16 protein-coding genes are annotated in these 16927 nt (G+C 58.5%); 6 read left to right on the top strand and 10 right to left on the bottom strand.

Annotated elements, in window-relative coordinates:
* Window positions 1-11: 11 nt before the first annotated feature.
* On the bottom strand, window positions 12-1220 hold the full coding sequence (locus ASD46_RS07385; RefSeq protein ID WP_004431951.1) for an ABC transporter substrate-binding protein: 1209 nt from the start codon (window positions 1218-1220) through the stop codon (window positions 12-14).
* Window positions 1221-1452: 232 nt separating this feature from the next.
* Here ASD46_RS07385 and ASD46_RS07380 point away from each other — a divergent pair, with 232 nt between their 5' ends.
* Window positions 1453-2370: a LysR family transcriptional regulator gene (locus ASD46_RS07380; RefSeq protein ID WP_025595208.1), complete on the top strand. Its 918-nt coding sequence runs from the start codon at window positions 1453-1455 to the stop codon at window positions 2368-2370.
* A gap of 134 nt (window positions 2371-2504) precedes the next feature.
* Window positions 2505-3527 carry an LLM class flavin-dependent oxidoreductase gene (locus tag ASD46_RS07375; RefSeq protein ID WP_004431948.1) on the top strand — a complete coding sequence of 341 codons (1023 nt, stop codon included), beginning with the start codon at window positions 2505-2507 and terminating at the stop codon, window positions 3525-3527.
* Window positions 3528-3672: 145 nt separating this feature from the next.
* Here the strand turns inward: ASD46_RS07375 and ASD46_RS07370 are convergent, their stop codons facing one another.
* Complete coding sequence (locus ASD46_RS07370; RefSeq protein WP_004431946.1) at window positions 3673-4791, bottom strand: mandelate racemase/muconate lactonizing enzyme family protein; 1119 nt, start codon at window positions 4789-4791, stop codon at window positions 3673-3675.
* A gap of 283 nt (window positions 4792-5074) precedes the next feature.
* Here ASD46_RS07370 and ASD46_RS07365 point away from each other — a divergent pair, with 283 nt between their 5' ends.
* Window positions 5075-5749, top strand: a complete 675-nt coding sequence (locus tag ASD46_RS07365; protein ID WP_004431944.1) for a GntR family transcriptional regulator — start codon at window positions 5075-5077, stop codon at window positions 5747-5749.
* A gap of 88 nt (window positions 5750-5837) precedes the next feature.
* Here ASD46_RS07365 and ASD46_RS07360 read toward each other — a convergent pair whose 3' ends face one another.
* The 8 genes from ASD46_RS07360 to ASD46_RS07325 form a co-directional block, all read right to left on the bottom strand.
* Entirely contained in the window at window positions 5838-6683 is an 846-nt protein-coding gene (locus ASD46_RS07360; RefSeq protein ID WP_060641917.1) for an ATP-binding cassette domain-containing protein, read from the bottom strand.
* A complete protein-coding gene (locus ASD46_RS07355) occupies window positions 6680-7519 on the bottom strand; it encodes an ABC transporter ATP-binding protein (RefSeq protein ID WP_004431942.1) in 840 nt (279 codons plus the stop codon). The genes ASD46_RS07360 and ASD46_RS07355 overlap by 4 nt, the downstream gene beginning before the upstream one ends.
* 3 nt (window positions 7520-7522) lie before the next feature.
* A complete protein-coding gene (locus ASD46_RS07350; RefSeq protein WP_004431940.1) occupies window positions 7523-8437 on the bottom strand; it encodes an ABC transporter permease subunit in 915 nt (304 codons plus the stop codon).
* Window positions 8434-9441: an ABC transporter permease subunit gene (locus tag ASD46_RS07345; protein WP_004431937.1), complete on the bottom strand. Its 1008-nt coding sequence runs from the start codon at window positions 9439-9441 to the stop codon at window positions 8434-8436. Before ASD46_RS07345 ends, ASD46_RS07350 begins: the two co-directional genes overlap by 4 nt.
* Window positions 9442-9504: 63 nt before the next feature.
* Window positions 9505-11109, bottom strand: coding sequence for an ABC transporter substrate-binding protein (locus ASD46_RS07340; protein ID WP_004431933.1), 1605 nt, complete (start codon window positions 11107-11109; stop codon window positions 9505-9507).
* A gap of 120 nt (window positions 11110-11229) precedes the next feature.
* The gene (locus ASD46_RS07335) at window positions 11230-12417 is read right to left on the bottom strand and encodes a M24 family metallopeptidase (RefSeq protein ID WP_038494675.1); all 1188 of its coding nucleotides are present in this window, start codon (window positions 12415-12417) and stop codon (window positions 11230-11232) included.
* A 555-nt stretch (window positions 12418-12972) separates the two neighbouring features.
* Window positions 12973-13722 (bottom strand): SDR family oxidoreductase, encoded by a 750-nt coding sequence (locus ASD46_RS07330; protein WP_004431929.1) that lies wholly within the window; start codon window positions 13720-13722, stop codon window positions 12973-12975.
* Window positions 13719-14333, bottom strand: a complete 615-nt coding sequence (locus ASD46_RS07325) for a nucleoside 2-deoxyribosyltransferase (protein ID WP_025595211.1) — start codon at window positions 14331-14333, stop codon at window positions 13719-13721. The genes ASD46_RS07330 and ASD46_RS07325 overlap by 4 nt, the downstream gene beginning before the upstream one ends.
* A 182-nt stretch (window positions 14334-14515) precedes the next feature.
* On the opposite strand from ASD46_RS07325, the gene ASD46_RS07320 reads away from it, so the two are divergent.
* The 3 genes from ASD46_RS07320 to ASD46_RS07310 all read left to right on the top strand — a co-directional run bounded on the left by ASD46_RS07320 (window position 14516) and on the right by ASD46_RS07310 (window position 16816).
* Window positions 14516-15142: a ribonuclease D gene (locus ASD46_RS07320; RefSeq protein WP_004431923.1), complete on the top strand. Its 627-nt coding sequence runs from the start codon at window positions 14516-14518 to the stop codon at window positions 15140-15142.
* An 82-nt stretch (window positions 15143-15224) separates the two neighbouring features.
* Window positions 15225-16457 (top strand): hypothetical protein, encoded by a 1233-nt coding sequence (locus ASD46_RS07315; RefSeq protein ID WP_004431915.1) that lies wholly within the window; start codon window positions 15225-15227, stop codon window positions 16455-16457.
* Between the two features lie 50 nt (window positions 16458-16507).
* Window positions 16508-16816 (top strand): hypothetical protein, encoded by a 309-nt coding sequence (locus tag ASD46_RS07310; protein ID WP_004431913.1) that lies wholly within the window; start codon window positions 16508-16510, stop codon window positions 16814-16816.
* Window positions 16817-16927: the final 111 nt, after the last annotated feature.

Raw genomic sequence — 16927 nt, 5'->3', positions numbered from 1 at the left:
GTTCCCCCTTTTTACTGCGTTACCAGCGGGCAACCGCTTTTTGCGGGGTCCATGAAGGCTTCCTTGCCGGGGATCGTGGCAAGCACCTTGTAGTAGTCCCACGGCTGCTTGCTCTCATCCGGCTTCTTCACTTCCATCAGATACATGTCGTGGATCATGCGGCCATTGGCGGCCACATGGCCATCCTTCGAGAAGACGTCGTTGACAGGCATTTCCTTCATGGCCTTTGCCACGGCGTCAGCATCGTCGGTGCCGGCCTTATCGATGGCCTTCAGGTAATGCAGCACGGCGGAATAGGTACCAGCGTGGACCATGTTCGGCATGGCGCCGGTGCGTTCCTTGAACCGTTCGCCGAATTTGCGCGATTCATCGTCGCGGTCCCAATAGAACCCTTCCGTCAGCGTCAGGCCCTGAGCCGCTTCGAGACCGAGGCCGTGCACTTCGGCAAGCGTAAAGAGAAGGGCCGCCAGCCGCTGCCCGCCCGCAACGATACCGAATTCAGCGGCCTGCTTGATGGCGTTGGAGGTGTCGAGACCGGCATTGGCAAGGCCGATGACCTTCGCGCCTGATGACTGCGCCTGCAACAGGAAGGAGGAATAATCCGTAGAGGCCAGCGGATGGCGCACGGAACCCAGCACCTTGCCGCCATTGGCCTTGACGAAGTTGGACGTGTTTTCTTCCAGCGAATAACCGAAGGCGTAATCCGCAGTCAGAAAGAACCAGCTGTCGCCGCCCTGTTTCACCAGCGCACCGCCGGTGCCGACTGCCAGCGAATAGGTGTCGTAGGCCCAGTGGAAACCATAGGGGCTGCACTGCTTGCCCGTCAGTTCCGTGGTCGCAGCGCCCGTGTTGATGGTGATCTTCTTTTTGTCCTTCGAGAGAGCCTGCACGGCAAGGCCGACCGAGGAAGAGGTCAGTTCCATGATCGAATCGACCTGTTCGGTGTCGTACCACTGCCGGGCGATGTTGGAGGCGACATCCGCCTTGTTCTGGTGGTCAGCCGTTACCACTTCCACCGGCGCGCCCAGCACCTTGCCGCCAAAATCCTCGACCGCCATCTTCGCGGCCTCATAAGAGTATTTGCCGCCAAAATTGGCGTAGACGCCCGACTGGTCGTTCAAGATGCCGATCTTGACCTTGGCGTCCGAAATCTCGGCAGCGTAAGCGGCGGTGCCTGCCGCCAGTGCCATGGCCGTGGATAAAACGATACTCTTGCGCATGACTTCTCCTCCCAGAGATGATTGCGAGCCTCAGATAGGTCTGTGCAACGGTGAACGAAGGCGCATGGCGATCGTCCCACGGTGTTGCATCACAACGGTCGCGCCACCCTCCTCAAAGCAGCGCCTCCCTATGTAGACTTCTCGAATTCGGCCGTTGACACAAGAGCGGGGCATCATCAAATTGCGAACAGGAACTGTTCATTTTTGAACAGACCTCGCAATGGAGACCGAATTGGCCACGCCTTTTACCTGGGACGACCTGCAATATTTTCTGGCGGTGGCCCGCACCGGACAACTTTCATCGGCAGCGCGTAGCCTGCGCACCAGCCACGCCACCGTCTCCCGCCACATCGACCGGCTGGAATTCTCGCTTAAAACCAAGCTGTTCGAGCGAAATCCACGTGGTTACGAACTGACGACGGTCGGGCGGCGCCTGGTCGATACCGTCGAGCGCATCGAGGCGGAAGCGGAAAGATTGCAATCGGATATTTCCGAAAGCGGCAGCCTGCTGCGCGGCGTGGTCAGGCTCAGTGCGCCTGAAGGTTTTTCCAACTTTTTCTTCGTGGAAAGGCTGAAAGACTTCGCCGTCACCCATCCGCACATCATGGTGGAGATGGTTACGATCCAGCAGATCATGGCATTGTCGAAGAAAGAAGCGGATGTGGCGGTCACACTCGATCCGCCGAAAGCAGGCCCCTACATCAACGAACAGATCGTCGATTACACGCTGCATATCTACGCATCGCGTTCCTATCTTGCCAGCCACCCGAAAATCACGCGGCGCGAAGATTTGCCCGATCATTTCTTTATCGGTTACGTGCAGGATCTGATCTTCTCGCCGGGCCTCGATTACATGCGCGACGTGATGCCCGGCCTCCGACCCAACTTCCAGTCATCAAGCATTTTTGCGCAGTTGACTGCAACGCTGAGCGGACGTGGCCTTTGCATATTGCCCAACTTCATCGCCGCACGCTTTCCGGACCTGCAGATGGTGCTGGCAGGTGAAGTGGAACTGCGGCGGGGTTACTGGCTGACAAGCCATCAGGACCTTGCCAATGTGCCGCGCGTGCGCTCGCTGATGGATTTCATTCTCACGACGGCGCGCGCCCACCAAAATCTCTTCATCCTCGACCGCAAGACGATCGCCTGAAACAACCGTCGTTCACATTTCGGCGACACCGTGTCTACGCGTGGCGGATTGGAGAATCCGCACTGCAGCCTATATGACTGACAACAACGATGCCGGCTCAAGTCAGCTGCATCCTAAACATTTGGAAGGTCATCATGAAAAAGATCGGATTTCTATCCTTCGGACACTGGACGCCCTCGCCCCAGTCGCAGACCCGCTCTGCTGCAGACACCCTGCTGCAATCGATAGACCTGGCCGTTGCTGCGGAAGAACTCGGCGCCGACGGCGCTTATTTCCGTGTCCACCACTTCGCCCGCCAGTTGGGATCACCTTTTCCGCTGCTTGCCGCCGTTGGCGCAAGAACGAAAAGTATCGAGATCGGCACCGGCGTCATCGACATGCGTTATGAGAACCCCTTTTACATGGTGGAGGATGCGAGTTCAGCCGATCTCATCGCCGGCGGACGCCTGCAACTCGGCATCAGTCGCGGTTCTCCCGAACAGGTGATCGACGGCTGGCGCTATTTCGGCTACCGCCCTGCCGAGGGCCAGACCGAGGAGGACATGGCGCGCCAGCACACCGAAGTCTTCCTCGAGCTTCTGAAGGGCGAAGGTTTCGCCGAGCCGAACCCTCGGCCGATGTTTCCCAACCCGCCCGGCCTGCTGCGGCTGGAGCCGCACTCCGAAGGGTTGCGCGAGCGCATCTGGTGGGGTTCCAGCTCCAATGCGACGGCGGTTTGGGCGGCAAAGCTTGGCATGAACCTTCAAAGCTCCACCCTGAAAACGGATGAGACCGGCGAACCCTTCCATGTGCAGCAGGCCGAACAGATCCGTGCTTACCGCGCCGCATGGAAAGAGGCTGGACACGCCCGCGAGCCTCGCGTGTCTGTCAGCCGCAGCATCTTCGCTCTCGTCAGCGATCGCGACCGATCCTATTTCGGTTACGGCAGCGAGGGTGACGACAAGATCGGTTACATCGACGACAAGACGCGCGCGATCTTCGGGCGCAGCTACGCCGCCGAACCGGAAGCATTGATCGAGCAGCTAAAAGCCGACGAAGCTATCGCCGAGGCCGACACACTGTTGCTGACCGTGCCGAACCAGCTGGGCGTCGACTACAACGCCCATGTTATCGAGACGATCCTCAAACAGGTGGCTCCTGCACTCGGCTGGCGCTAAGTCTGGCAAAACCTGCATCAAGCCCACACCGTCACCCCGGATTAGATTCTGGGTGACGGTGCGATCAAGTCTTCGATAGCGCACGATTCCTTTGACGACGCCGAAGCCCCGTGGCCGGATGCAATCCGGGCTGAACGCCTCTGTTTCATTTCACCGCTTTGCCGTAGCGGGCGATGCTTTCGGCCAAAGGCGTGGTGCTGGCGCCGGGATGCTCCGGGCGCTTGTAAACACCATCGCGAACATGGATCGGCTCTTCGAAATGGTCCTTGATCCACGGAATATATTCGAGGATGGTCGATGCCGGATGCCAGTAACTCAGATGCACATGCACCTGACTCATCTCACCGGCATGCGGAACGACAGGCAGGCGATTGGCGAGCGCGAGGTCAGCGACCTGGATATATTCGGTGATGCCGCCAAGCCGGGTTACATCCGGCTGGACATAGGCAACAGCGCCCGCGTCGATGAATGACCGGAACGCATCCACCGTATAAAGCTGCTCTCCGAGAGCGATGGGAATGGATGTGTTGCGTGCCAGCCGCGCGTGGCTGGTCACATCGTCGTACCAGAGCGGTTCTTCGAACCAATAGATATCCAGATCCTTTGCCGCCGCGCAGAAGCGCTGGCATGTCGGCAGATCCCACTTGCCGTTGCCATCGATAGCGATGCGTATCGCGGAGCCGAGACGCTTGCGCACCGCCGCGAGGCGTCCGATATCAATATTCGGATCATCGTGCCCGACCTTGATTTTCAGGCGGGTAAAACCTTCCTCTTCAACTGCCCTGGCGCTGCCCGCCAGCAGATTTTCGAGATTGAAGGAAAGCCAGCCTATATCGGTATTGTAAGCTTCGACCCCTGTGGTGTGCGCGCCGCCGAGGTATTGCCAGAGTGGAACGCCCGCCTTCTTCGCCTTCAGATCCCAGAGCGCCACATCGACCGCAGCCAGCGCCAGATGGGTGATGCCCGCGCGGCCGACCCATTGCAGGGACGGATAACGGGCAAGTTTTGTCCACAGCCGCGAATGTTCGGATGCATCCTCGCCGATCAGCAGAGGCGCATAGCAATCGCTGATGCAGGATGTGATCAACCGGTCGGACGGCAGATGCGCATGGGTGCCGGTGAAGCCGTATCCCTCAAGGCCGTCACTCGTCGTAATTTTTGCGCCGACGACGCCCCAATGGGTGATGCTGTGGGTGGAATCGGAAATGGATTCCGATGTCAGCGGCAGATGCAGGATGAAAGGTTCGACAGCGGTTATTTTCATGATCGGTCAATTCCTCGACGCTTGAGCAGCCTTTGGGGAGGAATAAACGGAAGTTCCGTTCTGATCGAAGCTCTACCGATCAACCAGTGGAATGTCGCCACGGCCCCGCGATCAATGACCGCAGGAGATGAAGCCTCAGGGGATTGCCCGGCCACCCTCCTCCAGCAGCCAGCTTCCGATGACGGATACAGCTAAAGCAAAATCGACCATTGTAAAATAAAAAATTTTTTATTTTTTATATTCTGTCATTGCCTGTCACTCGCGGTTAGGTGATGGTGTTGCCATGAACACACTGATCAAAGTCACGCTCGCCGACCAAGCGCATCAGGAACTGCGGGCGCGCATCGTCAGCGGCAGATTGCGCGGCGGCGAACGGCTGTTGCCCAACGAACTTGCCGCCGATCTCGGCATCAGCCCCACGCCGGTCAAGGAAGCATGCCTGAAACTCGAGGCAGACGGGCTGGTGGTCAATTCCTCAAGGCGCGGCATGGTGGTGCGCGATTTTACCGTGGAGGATGTGGAAGAACTCTACGCCGCCAGAATGCTGCTGGAAAAAGGCGCTGTGGAAGTGGCCTTCGATGCCGGGCAGCTGGACGAAGCCTTGCATGCGCAGCTTCTGGAAAGCCTTGCGAAACACCGTGAATTTGCCACGAGCGCGACGCTGGACGATCTCTCCAAAGCGCTGTTTCACGATCGCAGCTTCCACACGGCCCTTGTTTCGGCCGCGCGCATTCCGGTCATTTCCGGCACGCATGGGCGCATTCTCGACCAGACCCACACGGTTTTCGTATCGATCCTTGGCGACTACGCCCGCTCTGTCGAGGAACACCAGAACATTGCCGACGCCATAGCCGCCCGCAGCAAGGCCCAGATTATCGACGCCCTATGGCGCCATCTGGAGCGTAGCCGGCAGAATACGCTGCGGCAGGTGCGTCTGCTGAGAGAGGCCGGCGCCTGAGCGTACCCCCGCAATCTTTTGAAGTCCTGAAAAAACAACAGGCCGGAAATCCGGCCTGTTCCACTTATTCATCGGTCAATCGTCGATCTCAAGCAGTCGCAGCCTGCCGTGCCGCCTTGCGGCGCTCCACGCGGGCGCGGATGGCGTCTACATCCGTTACCGGAGTGGCGGCAAAAAGCTGGCGTGTATAGGCGTGCTTCGGATCGGCAAATAGTTCCTCGCGCGTGCCCTGCTCCACGGCTACACCCTTCGAGATAACCATGACGTCATCGGCGATATAGCGAACGACGGAAAGGTCGTGGCTGACGAAGACGTAGGTCAGCTCGAACTCTTCCTGGAGATCTCTCAGCAGGTTTAGCACCTGCGCCTGCACTGAAAGATCGAGTGCCGAGACAGGCTCGTCCAGCACCAGAAGTGCGGGGTTGAGCATCAGCGCCCGCGCAATCGCGATGCGCTGCCGTTGGCCGCCAGAAAACATGTGCGGATATCGGTTGAAGTGTTCGGGACCCAGTCCAACCTTCACGAGCATGGCTTCAGCCCGCTCACGACGCTCGGACGCCGGCATTTTGGTGTTGATGACAAGCGGCTCCATCAACACGTCGCCAACCTTCTGGCGCGGATTGAGGCTACCATAGGGGTTCTGGAACACCATCTGCACCTTGGAGCGCATGTCCGTGCCGGGACGGCGCTTTGCGATATCGACCGGCTGGCCGTCGATATTCAGCTCGCCACCGGATGCCGGGTCGATCAGCGCGATGATGCGCGCAAGCGTCGATTTGCCGGAACCGGACTCGCCGACGATGGCGAGCGTCTTGCCGCGCTCGACGGCAAAATCGATGCCTTTCAGCGCCTGCACGGTCTTTGCTCCGCCGAACAGGCCGCCCGGAACGTGATAATGGCGGGTAATGCCCTTGCCTTCGACAACGATGCTCATTGAACGCCCTCCTTGCCGAAGAAGTCGGAAACCGTGGGCAGGCGGTCGCCGGTCGCATGTTCCGGCAGCGCGGAAAGCAATGCCTTGGTATAGGGATGTTGCGGGGCCTCAAACAGGCTCAGCACATCCGCTTCCTCCATCTTGCGGCCCTTATATTGCACGACCACGCGGTCTGCTGTTTCGGCCACGACACCCATGTCATGGGTGATGAGGATCAGCGCCATGCCGTATTCTTCCTGCAGATCCATCAACAGATCGAGGATCTGTTTCTGGATCGTCACGTCGAGCGCGGTGGTCGGCTCGTCGGCGATCAAGAGACGCGGTTTGGAAGCGATGGCGATGGCGATCATCACACGCTGGCATTGACCGCCGGACATCTGGTGCGGATAGGCATTGAGCTTGGTTTCCGGATCGGGAATACCGACGGACCGGAACAGCTCCAGTGCGCGTGCACGCGCCGCAGACCGGCCCATGCCGAGATTGAGGCGCAGCACCTCCTCGATCTGGAAACCGACCGTAAAGGACGGGTTGAGCGACGCAACTGGCTCCTGGAAGATCATGGTGATCTCACGGCCGATCAGCTTGCGGCGCTCCTGCGGCGACATGGCCAGCAGGTTTATACCATCGAAGATCATCTCGTCGGCGGTGATCGTCGCCGTATCGGGCAAAAGCCCCATGACGGCGAGCATGGATACCGACTTGCCGGAACCGGACTCGCCGACGATGGCCAGCACCTCATGCTTGTCCACGGAGACGTCGATGCCGTTGACGGCCGTGAACGCGCCGGTGGCGGTGGCGAACTTGACGGTGAGGTTCTTGATTTTCAGCAGGCTCATCGCTTAGCTCCGCTTCAGTTTGGGATCGAGCGCATCGCGCAGCCCGTCACCCATCAGGTTGATGGCGAGCACCGATACGAGAATCGTCAGGCCGGGAAGGGTAACGACCCACCAGGCGCGCAGGATGAACTCGCGGGCTTCGGCCAGCATCGTGCCCCATTCGGATGCGGGCGGCTGCGCGCCCATGCCGAGGAAGCCGAGAGCCGCCGCATCGAGAACGGCAGATGAGAAGGAGAGCGTCGCCTGCACGATCAAAGGTGCAAGGCAGTTCGGCAAAATCGTCTTGAACATCAGCCGGAAATTGCCGGCACCCGCCACACGGGCGGCGGTGACATATTCACGCCGAAGCTCGCTCATGACAGCTGCACGCGTCAGACGCGCGAAATGCGGCTGATAGACGATGGCAATCGCGATCATGGCGTTGGTCAACCCCGGACCCAGGATCGCAACCAGCACCAGTGCCAGAAGCAGCGATGGAAACGCCAGGATGACGTCCATCACGCGCATGATGACAGTGTCCACCCAGCCGCCGAAGAAGCCGGCGACGAGACCGATGACAATGCCGCCGACAAGGGCGATGGAAACAACGACGACGCCGATGAACAGCGAATATTGCGCGCCATAGATCAGTCGGGACAGCATGTCGCGGCCGACAGCGTCGGTGCCGAGCAGGAATGCGGTACGGCCTCCATCCTGCCAGACCGGCGGGACGAGCAACGCGTCTCTATATTGCTGGGTCGGGTCATGCGGGGCAATCACGGCTGCGAAAACCGCGATCAGAACCAGAAGAAGGAAGACGGCAAGGCCGACGACGGCGCCACGGTTCTGGCGGAAGTAGAACCAGAAATCGGCGATCATCCGGCGGCGGATGGCGGCGTCGGAAAGCCTGACGCCGGGAGCTGTGGTCACATCGCTCATTTGTGACGGATCCTTGGATTGATGAGGCCATAGGTGAGATCGACAAGCAGGTTGACGATCATCACCAGACCCGCGATCAGAAGCAGGCCGCTCTGCACGACCGGATAGTCGCGGCGCGAGATGGAATCGATCATCCACTTGCCGATGCCCGGCCAGGAGAAGATGGTTTCGGTCAGGATTGCACCCGCCATCAGCACACCGATCTGCAGGCCGATGGTGGTGATGACCGGGATCATGGCGTTGCGCAATGCGTGAACGCCGACGACACGGGACGGCGACATGCCCTTTGCACGCGCTGTCCGCACATAATCCTCACCGAGGACTTCGAGCATTGCCGACCGTGTCTGGCGGGCAATAACTGCAAGCGGGATGGTGGCAAGCACCACCGAAGGCAGGATGAGATGTGACAGAGCCGAAGCGAAAGCACCCTTCTGCCCTGAAATCAGGCTGTCGATCAGCATGAAACCGGTGACGGAAGGGAAGAAATACATCAACGAGATACGGCCCGACACCGGTGTCCATTGCAGGATGCCGGAGAACATGATGATGAGCAGCAGGCCCCACCAGAAGATAGGCATGGAGAAGCCAACCAGCGCCGTCGTCATGGAGATCTGGTCGAACCACGAGCCACGGCGGATGGCGGCGATGACGCCGACCGGCACACCGATCAGTGTGGCGAGGATGATGGCGACGAGGCCAAGCTCGACTGTCGCGGGAAAGAGCGCCAGGAACTCGGTCAGAACGGGTTTCTTGGTGACCAGCGAATTGCCGAGATCACCCTGAAGCAGCCGCCCCAGAAAATGGAGATATTGCTGCCAGATAGGCTGGCTGAAGCCGAGCTGTTCGGCAAGTTGTGCATGCCGCTCGGGCGAAATGCCGCGCTCACCCGCCATCAACAGCACGGGATCGCCCGGCAGGACGCGAACGAAGGCAAAGGCAACGATGGTAATCCCGAGAAATGTCGGAACGAGATAGAGAAGTTTGCCGAAAATGAACCGGATCATGGTTTTTTCCTGAAAAGACGCGCGAAAGAACCTGAGTTCTTCCGCGCGTCCTGTTGTTTGGGATTACTCAGCGATATCGACGGATTCGAAGGTGAAGTCGCCAAGCGGGCTCATGGTGAAGCCGGAAACCTTGGCGGACATCGGAACGAACTGCGTGGAGTGCGCAAGCGTCGCCCACGGAGCCTGTTCCTTGAAGATCACCTGCGCCTGCTCATAAAGCTTTGTGCGCTCGGCAACGTCAGTGGTCTGCTTTGCCTTGGAAAGCAGTTCGGAGAACTCCTTATTGCACCACTGAGCACGGTTTGCACCGCCTTCGCCGGTTGCAGCGCAGGAAAGCAGAACGCCCATGAAGTTATCAGGGTCACCGTTGTCGCCGGTCCAGCCGAGGATGACGGCACCGTCGCGGTTCACTTCAGTCGACTTCTTGAGGTATTCACCCCATTCGAAGGAGACGATCTCGGCCTTGACGCCAACCTTCGCGAAATCCGACTGGATCAGCTCGGCGGTGCGGCGGGCATTCGGCATGTATGGACGCTGAACCGGCATCGCCCAGATCTTCATCGTCAGATCCTTGACGCCAGCGGCTTCGAGAGCCTTCTTGGCAGCTTCCGGATCGTAAGGATCGTCCTTGATGCTGTCGTTGTAGGACCACATCGTCGGCGGGATCGGGTTCTTGGCAACCGTGCCGGCACCCTGGAATACGGCGTCGATGATGGCCTGCTTGTTCATCGCCATGTTCAGCGCCTTGCGGACTTCCGGCTTGTCGAAAGGTGCAACAGTGGTGTTGTAGGCGAAGTAGGCAACGTTCAGGCCCGGCTGTTCATCGAGCTTGAGGTTGGAATCGGCACGAATGGTGGCGAGGTCGGCCGGGGCCGGATAAGGCATAAGGTGGCATTCGCCAGCCTTCAGCTTCTGCAGACGAACGGCAGCGTCCGGCGTGATCGCGAAGATCAGATCGTCGATCTTCGGAGCTTCGCCCCAGTAGTCGGCGTTCTTCTGGTAGCGGATGACCGCGTCCTTCTGATAGGCGACGAACTTGAACGGGCCGGTGCCGATCGGCAGGTTGTTGAAGTCTTCCTTGGTGCCGGCCTTATCAAGCGTATCAGCATATTCCTTCGAAACGATCGAAGCGAAAGGCATCGCGATATTGGCAAGGAACGGAGCTTCAGGACGGGTCAGCACGAACTTCACGGTGTAATCGTCAACCTTGACGATTTCCTTGATCAGCGACGGCATTTCCATGGAGTTGTAATATTCGTAGGTGATGCCTGCGATATACTGGTTCCACGGGTTCTTTGTGTCACCCTGGCGGTTGTAGCTGAAGATCACATCATCGGCGTTGAAATCGCGGCTTGGCGTGAACTTCTCGTTGGAGTGCCACTTTACGCCCTTGCGCAGGTGGAACGTGTATTCGAGGCCATCGCTCGAAACTTCCCACTTTTCGGCAAGGCCTGGCTCAACTTCGGTCGTGCCCTTCTTGAACTCGGTCAGACGGTTGTAGACCGGATGCGCGGAGGCATCGAAGGTGCCGCCGGCGGTGTAAGGCGAAGGATCGAAGCCTTCCGGAGATGCCTCGGAGCAATAAACGAAGGTCTTCGCCATGGCGGGCACGGCGGAAGCCATCGCAAGCGCAGAGGCTATAAGCAAACTGCGGGTCAGCGTTTTCATCTGGTGGTCCTTTCCCTCTTTTTCTGAGTTTATGCGACCCCGTTTTAAGGGGCCTACCTGTCCTGGTCAGCGACGACGCGGAGCCCCGTGTCGCCGTTCGGTCCTGTGCCTCCCGACCAATTACCCGGCGACCGGCTGGAACAGCCGGTCGAGGTTCTTTTCCGGCGGGCAGAACCAGCGTGGTCCCGCCTCCGTCATATAAGCTATATCCTCGAGACGGACGCCGCATTCCCCATAAACGCACAGCATCGGCTCGATGGAAAAGCACATTCCCGGCTGAAGTGCCGTGGCATTTCCTGCAACGATATAGGGTTCTTCGTGAATATCCAGCCCAAGCCCATGGCCGGTGCGATGCGGTAGACCCGGAACCTGATAATCCGGCCCAAAACCGGCCGCCTTCAGGCTGTCGCGCGCGGCCTTGTCCACGTCCGAGCAGGCAGCACCGACCCGGGCCGCGTCAAAGGCAGCAGCCTGCGCGTCCCGCTCGGCGTTCCAGAGAAAACGCTGCCGTTCCGTCGGCTGGCCGAACACATAGGTGCGGGTGATATCCGAACGATAGCCATGAAGGATGCCGCCGAGATCGACCAGCACCATGTCGCCGTCAACAAGCGTCTGCGCATAGGGCACGCCATGCGGATAAGCCGTCGCCTCGCCGAACTGAACCGCCACGAAAAGCGGCTTCATGCCAAGCGCAACATGTGCGGCGTTAACGAAGTCAGCCACTTCCGTGGTGGATATGCCGGGACGCAGCCCCTCGAACACGGCCTTCTGCACGCCGTAGCTCGCATCCATCGCCGCCTGGATGATGGCAATCTCGGCTGCGGATTTGACCTGCCGCTGTGCGACAATCATCGGCTGGGCGGAAATGATGCGGCCTTCCAGACGCTGCATCAGGGCCGATGCGAAAACGAAAGGAGTGGCAGGATCGATCGCGACAAGGTGGCCGGGACAGCCGAGCGCTTCGATGCGCTTTGCCATCAGGTCAAAAGGACTTTCATCCTCTTCCCAGACGGCAACTTCGCCCTCGATACGGATCATCGTCCGTAGTTTCGGCTCCTCAAATGCCGGACTGACATAGACCGGCTTGCCTTCTGCCGGCACCAGGGCGCCGTGAATGCGCTCCGAAAGACCAAGCGACAGGCCAGTATAATAGGTCAGCGACGATGATGCATCGAGCCAGACCGCCTTGATATTTTGCTGGATTAGCTGCGCTTGCAGGCCGCGCAACCGCAACCCGAGCTCGTCTTCAGCGATCGATGAAACCGCGATCGGCTGAAACCGCTTCAGCGCCTCTTGAAAGTCTGCCATTCTCTCCCCGCCGCTTTCAGGCGCACAGACACAAGCGTGTCGGCAACTCCCAAGCGTTCTTTTGCCAATGCTTAAACACAGGCCGGGGCCTAAGCAATGGGCCAGGACGATGCACCGCCACAAAACTGTGCATATTCATCTAGACATAACGAAATCGTGATCGACACGCGCCCGATTTCGACAATCATCGCCTTGACGGGAAAATCAGAAATCCCCCGAAAACTTAAGGGGAAAAGCGGGGTATCGGTCATCCGGGCGCAGACGGCGCGCAGAAACCTCACCGCAAGATGCATTGGAAAAAGAAGCCCAGAAAAGGAAAAAGCCTGCCGCGGGAGGAGGTGCGGCAGGCTTCAAACTTGATCGGTGATTGGGAGGAGGAGTACCACCGATCCGCATCGAGCGACACTGGGAGGAGGAGTGCGTCGCTTCGATGTTTTGAATATAGCGGTATCCGCGATTTTTAACAGAGCAAGTCTCGCAATGCAGCATTGCATTTTTGCATAGCTCGAAAATTCCTGCTTTGTTTTTTAGCACTCCCGCAGAAGACGTTGGAAATCAACTTTCCCGATGCACTTGAAAACCGGCAAAGGACTGGTTGACCGGCATGAGTTCGAGGCTGTTGATGTTGATATGTTTGGGCTGCGAGGCGACCCAATGGATCGTATTGGCGATATCCTCGGCCGTGATCGGATTGACGCCCTTGTAAAGATTGTCCGAGGCATCCTGATTGCCGCCGGTGCGAACAAGCGTGAATTCCGTTTCGCACATGCCCGGTTCGATCGAGGTGACGCGCACGCCCTTGCCATGCAGGTCGGAGCGCAGACCTAGCGAGAATTGCCGCAGGAAGGCTTTCGTTCCGGCATAGACATTGCCGCCCGCATAGGGCCAGTGCGCAGCTACCGAGGAAAGGTTGATGACAATGCCCTTGCGGTCGATCAACGTGGGCAAAAGATGGTGGGTGATGTTCAAAAGACCGGTGATGTTGGTGTTCACCATGGTCTGCCAGTCTTTCAGCGGCACCTGCGGTGCAGGTGCGGTGCCGAGCGCAAGCCCCGCATTGTTGACGAGAATATCGATGTCCCGGAAACCTTCCGGCAAAGCCGCAAGTGCCTTTTTAGTGGCATCTTCGTCGGTAACATCGAAGGCAGCGCCGTGAAAGGCGGAGCCGAGTTCTTGCGCCAGGGCCTCCAGCCGTTCCGCCCGCCGACCTGTGCCAATGACCTTCCAGCCTTCCTTGACGAAGCGCCGCGCCGTGGCCTGTCCGAAGCCGGACGTGGCGCCGGTGATGAGGATGGTACCGCTCATGATGATGTCTCCAGTAAATTCGTTCTGTCGGGATCAGTCTGTGTCAGTAATTTTTCAGCGGCGGCCGCCAGACAGCGCTTATACGCCTCGAGATCCGTATAAAGGGCCTCTGCCGTCGCGTTGCCAACGATGACGACGCCGCCACGCCGCAAAATTCCGCCGTGCAGCATGAGATTGTCGACCATGTCGAAATTCTCGATCGACAAACCGTCCGGGCCGCGATAGCGCCCTGTTTCATCGATTGCGGCAACACCGTTATATTGCGCCTTGATGCGGGTGAAGTGATTGGCCGCGACATTGGTGTAGGCGAAAACCGGCTTGCCCAGCGCGCACATGAACCCCAGTTCGTAGCTCGTTCCCGTATCGGCGGCGATGCCGCGAAACGGCGTGAGATTGGCGATGACCGCATCCGCTTCCAGCATCATCCGCTCGTCTATGGCATTGATGTTGCAGCCGTGGCCGATTTTCGTGTCCGCGGGCGGAATTTCCAAATCGCCCGGCGAAAGCGGCGTAAACCCGGCCTCGCGTGCAAGCGAGGCCTTGAGGTCGAGCATTTCACGGGCATTCGGGAGGAAGACCTCCGGCCCGGCGAGATAGATTTTCTTTGTCATAGGAAATTTCATACAATTTGGAGAAACAGGATTTCCGCAAACCTAACCCGGAGACTTTCGCAAACGCAAGTACCAAGGGGACATGCGCCAAGGCGCGTCGGAGCGACCTACAAAACGGTATCGTCAAACCTGTCTTTCCGTTATAGCCGGAGCAACGAACTGGACATTCCCGGAGCAAGACAATGGCAGCAACCATCCGTTATCACGAAGGCGATATTTCCGCCGCAGATGCCGCACGCTACCTTGGCGCCATCGCAATCGATACGGAAACACTGGGGCTGGTGCCACGCCGCGACCGTCTCTGTGTCGTTCAGCTTTCTCCTGGAGACGGTACGGCGGATGTCATCCGCATCGCCGCCGGCCAGAAGGAGGCTCCAAACCTCACCCATATGCTTGCAGACCCTGCCCGGCAGAAGATTTTTCACTATGGCCGTTTCGATATCGCCGTTCTGTTCCACACGTTCGGTGTGACGACGACGCCGGTTTTCTGCACCAAGATCGCCTCCCGCCTGACCCGCACCTATACCGACCGGCACGGGCTGAAGGACAATCTGAAGGAAATGCTTGAGGTCGACATCTCCAAGGCGCAGCAATCGTCCGACTGGGCAGCAGAAAAACTGTCACCCGCACAGCTCGAATATGCTGCATCCGATGTGCTGCATTTGCATGCGCTGCGCGACAAGCTGACACACCGCCTCGTGCGTGATGGTCGCCTCGATCATGCCGATGCCTGTTTCGCGTTTCTGCCGACCCGTGCCAAGCTCGATCTTCTGGGCTGGGACGAAACGGATATCTTCGCCCATAGCTGAGCGGTTTCACGCTTCGTTTAAGGACTGATTTACCGAAACTGCCTATTCTCGGCCGCAACTTTGGGTGGCCGGGGACTTCCAGATGATTACACCGTTGCAGCAGACGGCAAGCATTGCAGTCAGCGACCTCATGCGGTCGATGGTGGAAACCATTGAGGAACGCCATCGCGAAGAGCAGGAAAAAGCGAACGGTACCAAAAAAGACGAGACGATAAAGACCCAGCCGCAGCCGGACCAAAGCCATCGCGTTGCCAATGAAAAGATAAGCGCCTATCTGTTCGGCGCCATGAAGCCTGATGGCGATGCCTTCGCCTCGCTTGTCTCCCGTTTCTCGTCTGCGCTTGGCATCACCCAGGAAAACAATGAATCGAACGCCGCTTTCGCACAAAGGCTTCAGGACGCGCTGACCCTGACCGACGGCTTTGAAAAAACCGATGCGGCAGGAAAAGCCACGACGATTTCGCTGAAATCCTTCGGCGTTTCGGAAGCGCAGGTCGTGGAAGTCCTGAATAACGGCGTAACTGCCAAGACCGCGCCCATGGCAGCACTTGCCGCACGCATTGCCCAAAATGCCGGCCTGAGCGGCAAGGAAGAAGATTTCGGCGTGCAGATGTCGAAAGCAATCATGGCAGTGCGCGCCACCGCACCCAAAAATGTCAATGATCTCGAAGAATCGACTGGCCTCAAGGAACTTGGTATTTCCGCGCAGCAGATGATCGCCGCAATCGCAAACCCATTTGGCGATGCGGCACGCGCCGTGAAGAATGCGCTGAACGATCAGGCGCAGGGCACCCAATTCATGACACGGGAAACCATGAAGGTCATCCAGCGCCTGGAAGACGTTGCCGATCCGAAAACCAAGGAAGAATTGCAGGCCGAACGCGGCAAAAACCGCATGGGCGAAATCAACGATGCCGAAGTTGCGGCGGAGCGGGAAGAGGATATCCAGACCCGAGACGCACAGGGCAAGCTGGAGGATGTGCAAAAACTTCAGGACGTCGTGAAGGAACACATAGACGCTGCCGCCGAAGAAAAAGCGCAAGGCACTGACGGGCAAGGCCCGGTCGATATTTCATCGGAAATCGCCCTTATCTCCGTGCTCGCGGCAACGCCATCAAGCGAAACGGCCCAGGCTGAAAATGACAACGAACCCGCAGAGACAGACGCCGCAACCAAGACGGAAGCCGATCAGAAAGACGACGCCGAAAAACTGCTTGATGTTCAGGCAGTCGTCGATAACGCCCGCAGCGCCATTTTGCCGATCTCGATAGACGACAATGGAATTTATGCACTGCTGAAGAAGAAGGCGGCATGATCTCGCCGCTACCGATAGTCACTTGAGCGAAACATGATGTGAGTTCAAACATGTCTCAAATTTCCGGCATATCCGGCAGCGCCGGCCTCGATGCCGAACCAAATGCGGCGCAAGCGCTGCTCTCCATCGCCGCTCCGCCGCTGGCGCCGAATGACGACAATTTCGTTGCCGCAAGCGAGGAAGACAACCTCATCGCCCCCGTGGAAAATCGCCCCGAGAGAGGTTTTCCCAAGGCAAGCTGGCTCGACGCGATGCCACCGGAAGCCTTTGAGGCAGCGGATAGCGAACCGGACCATATTTCATCGGTCAATTCCGACGATAACGGGCTTTACCGCATGTTCATCAGCGTCTCTCCCTGATTGCCATATCGACACGATTTTTATGGTTAGCGAATTCTTAATATCTACGGCCCAGACTCAGGGTTGATGATTCTGTGTGCATCGCGAAGAGCTGGCATTCCTGCCAGCGAC

The sequence above is a fragment of the Rhizobium sp. Root491 genome, assembly GCF_001427205.1.
Classification (GTDB): domain Bacteria; phylum Pseudomonadota; class Alphaproteobacteria; order Rhizobiales; family Rhizobiaceae; genus Agrobacterium; species Agrobacterium tumefaciens.
Note: the sequence above shows the minus strand (reverse complement) of the source record. Positions and strands in the feature narration are given on the sequence as shown.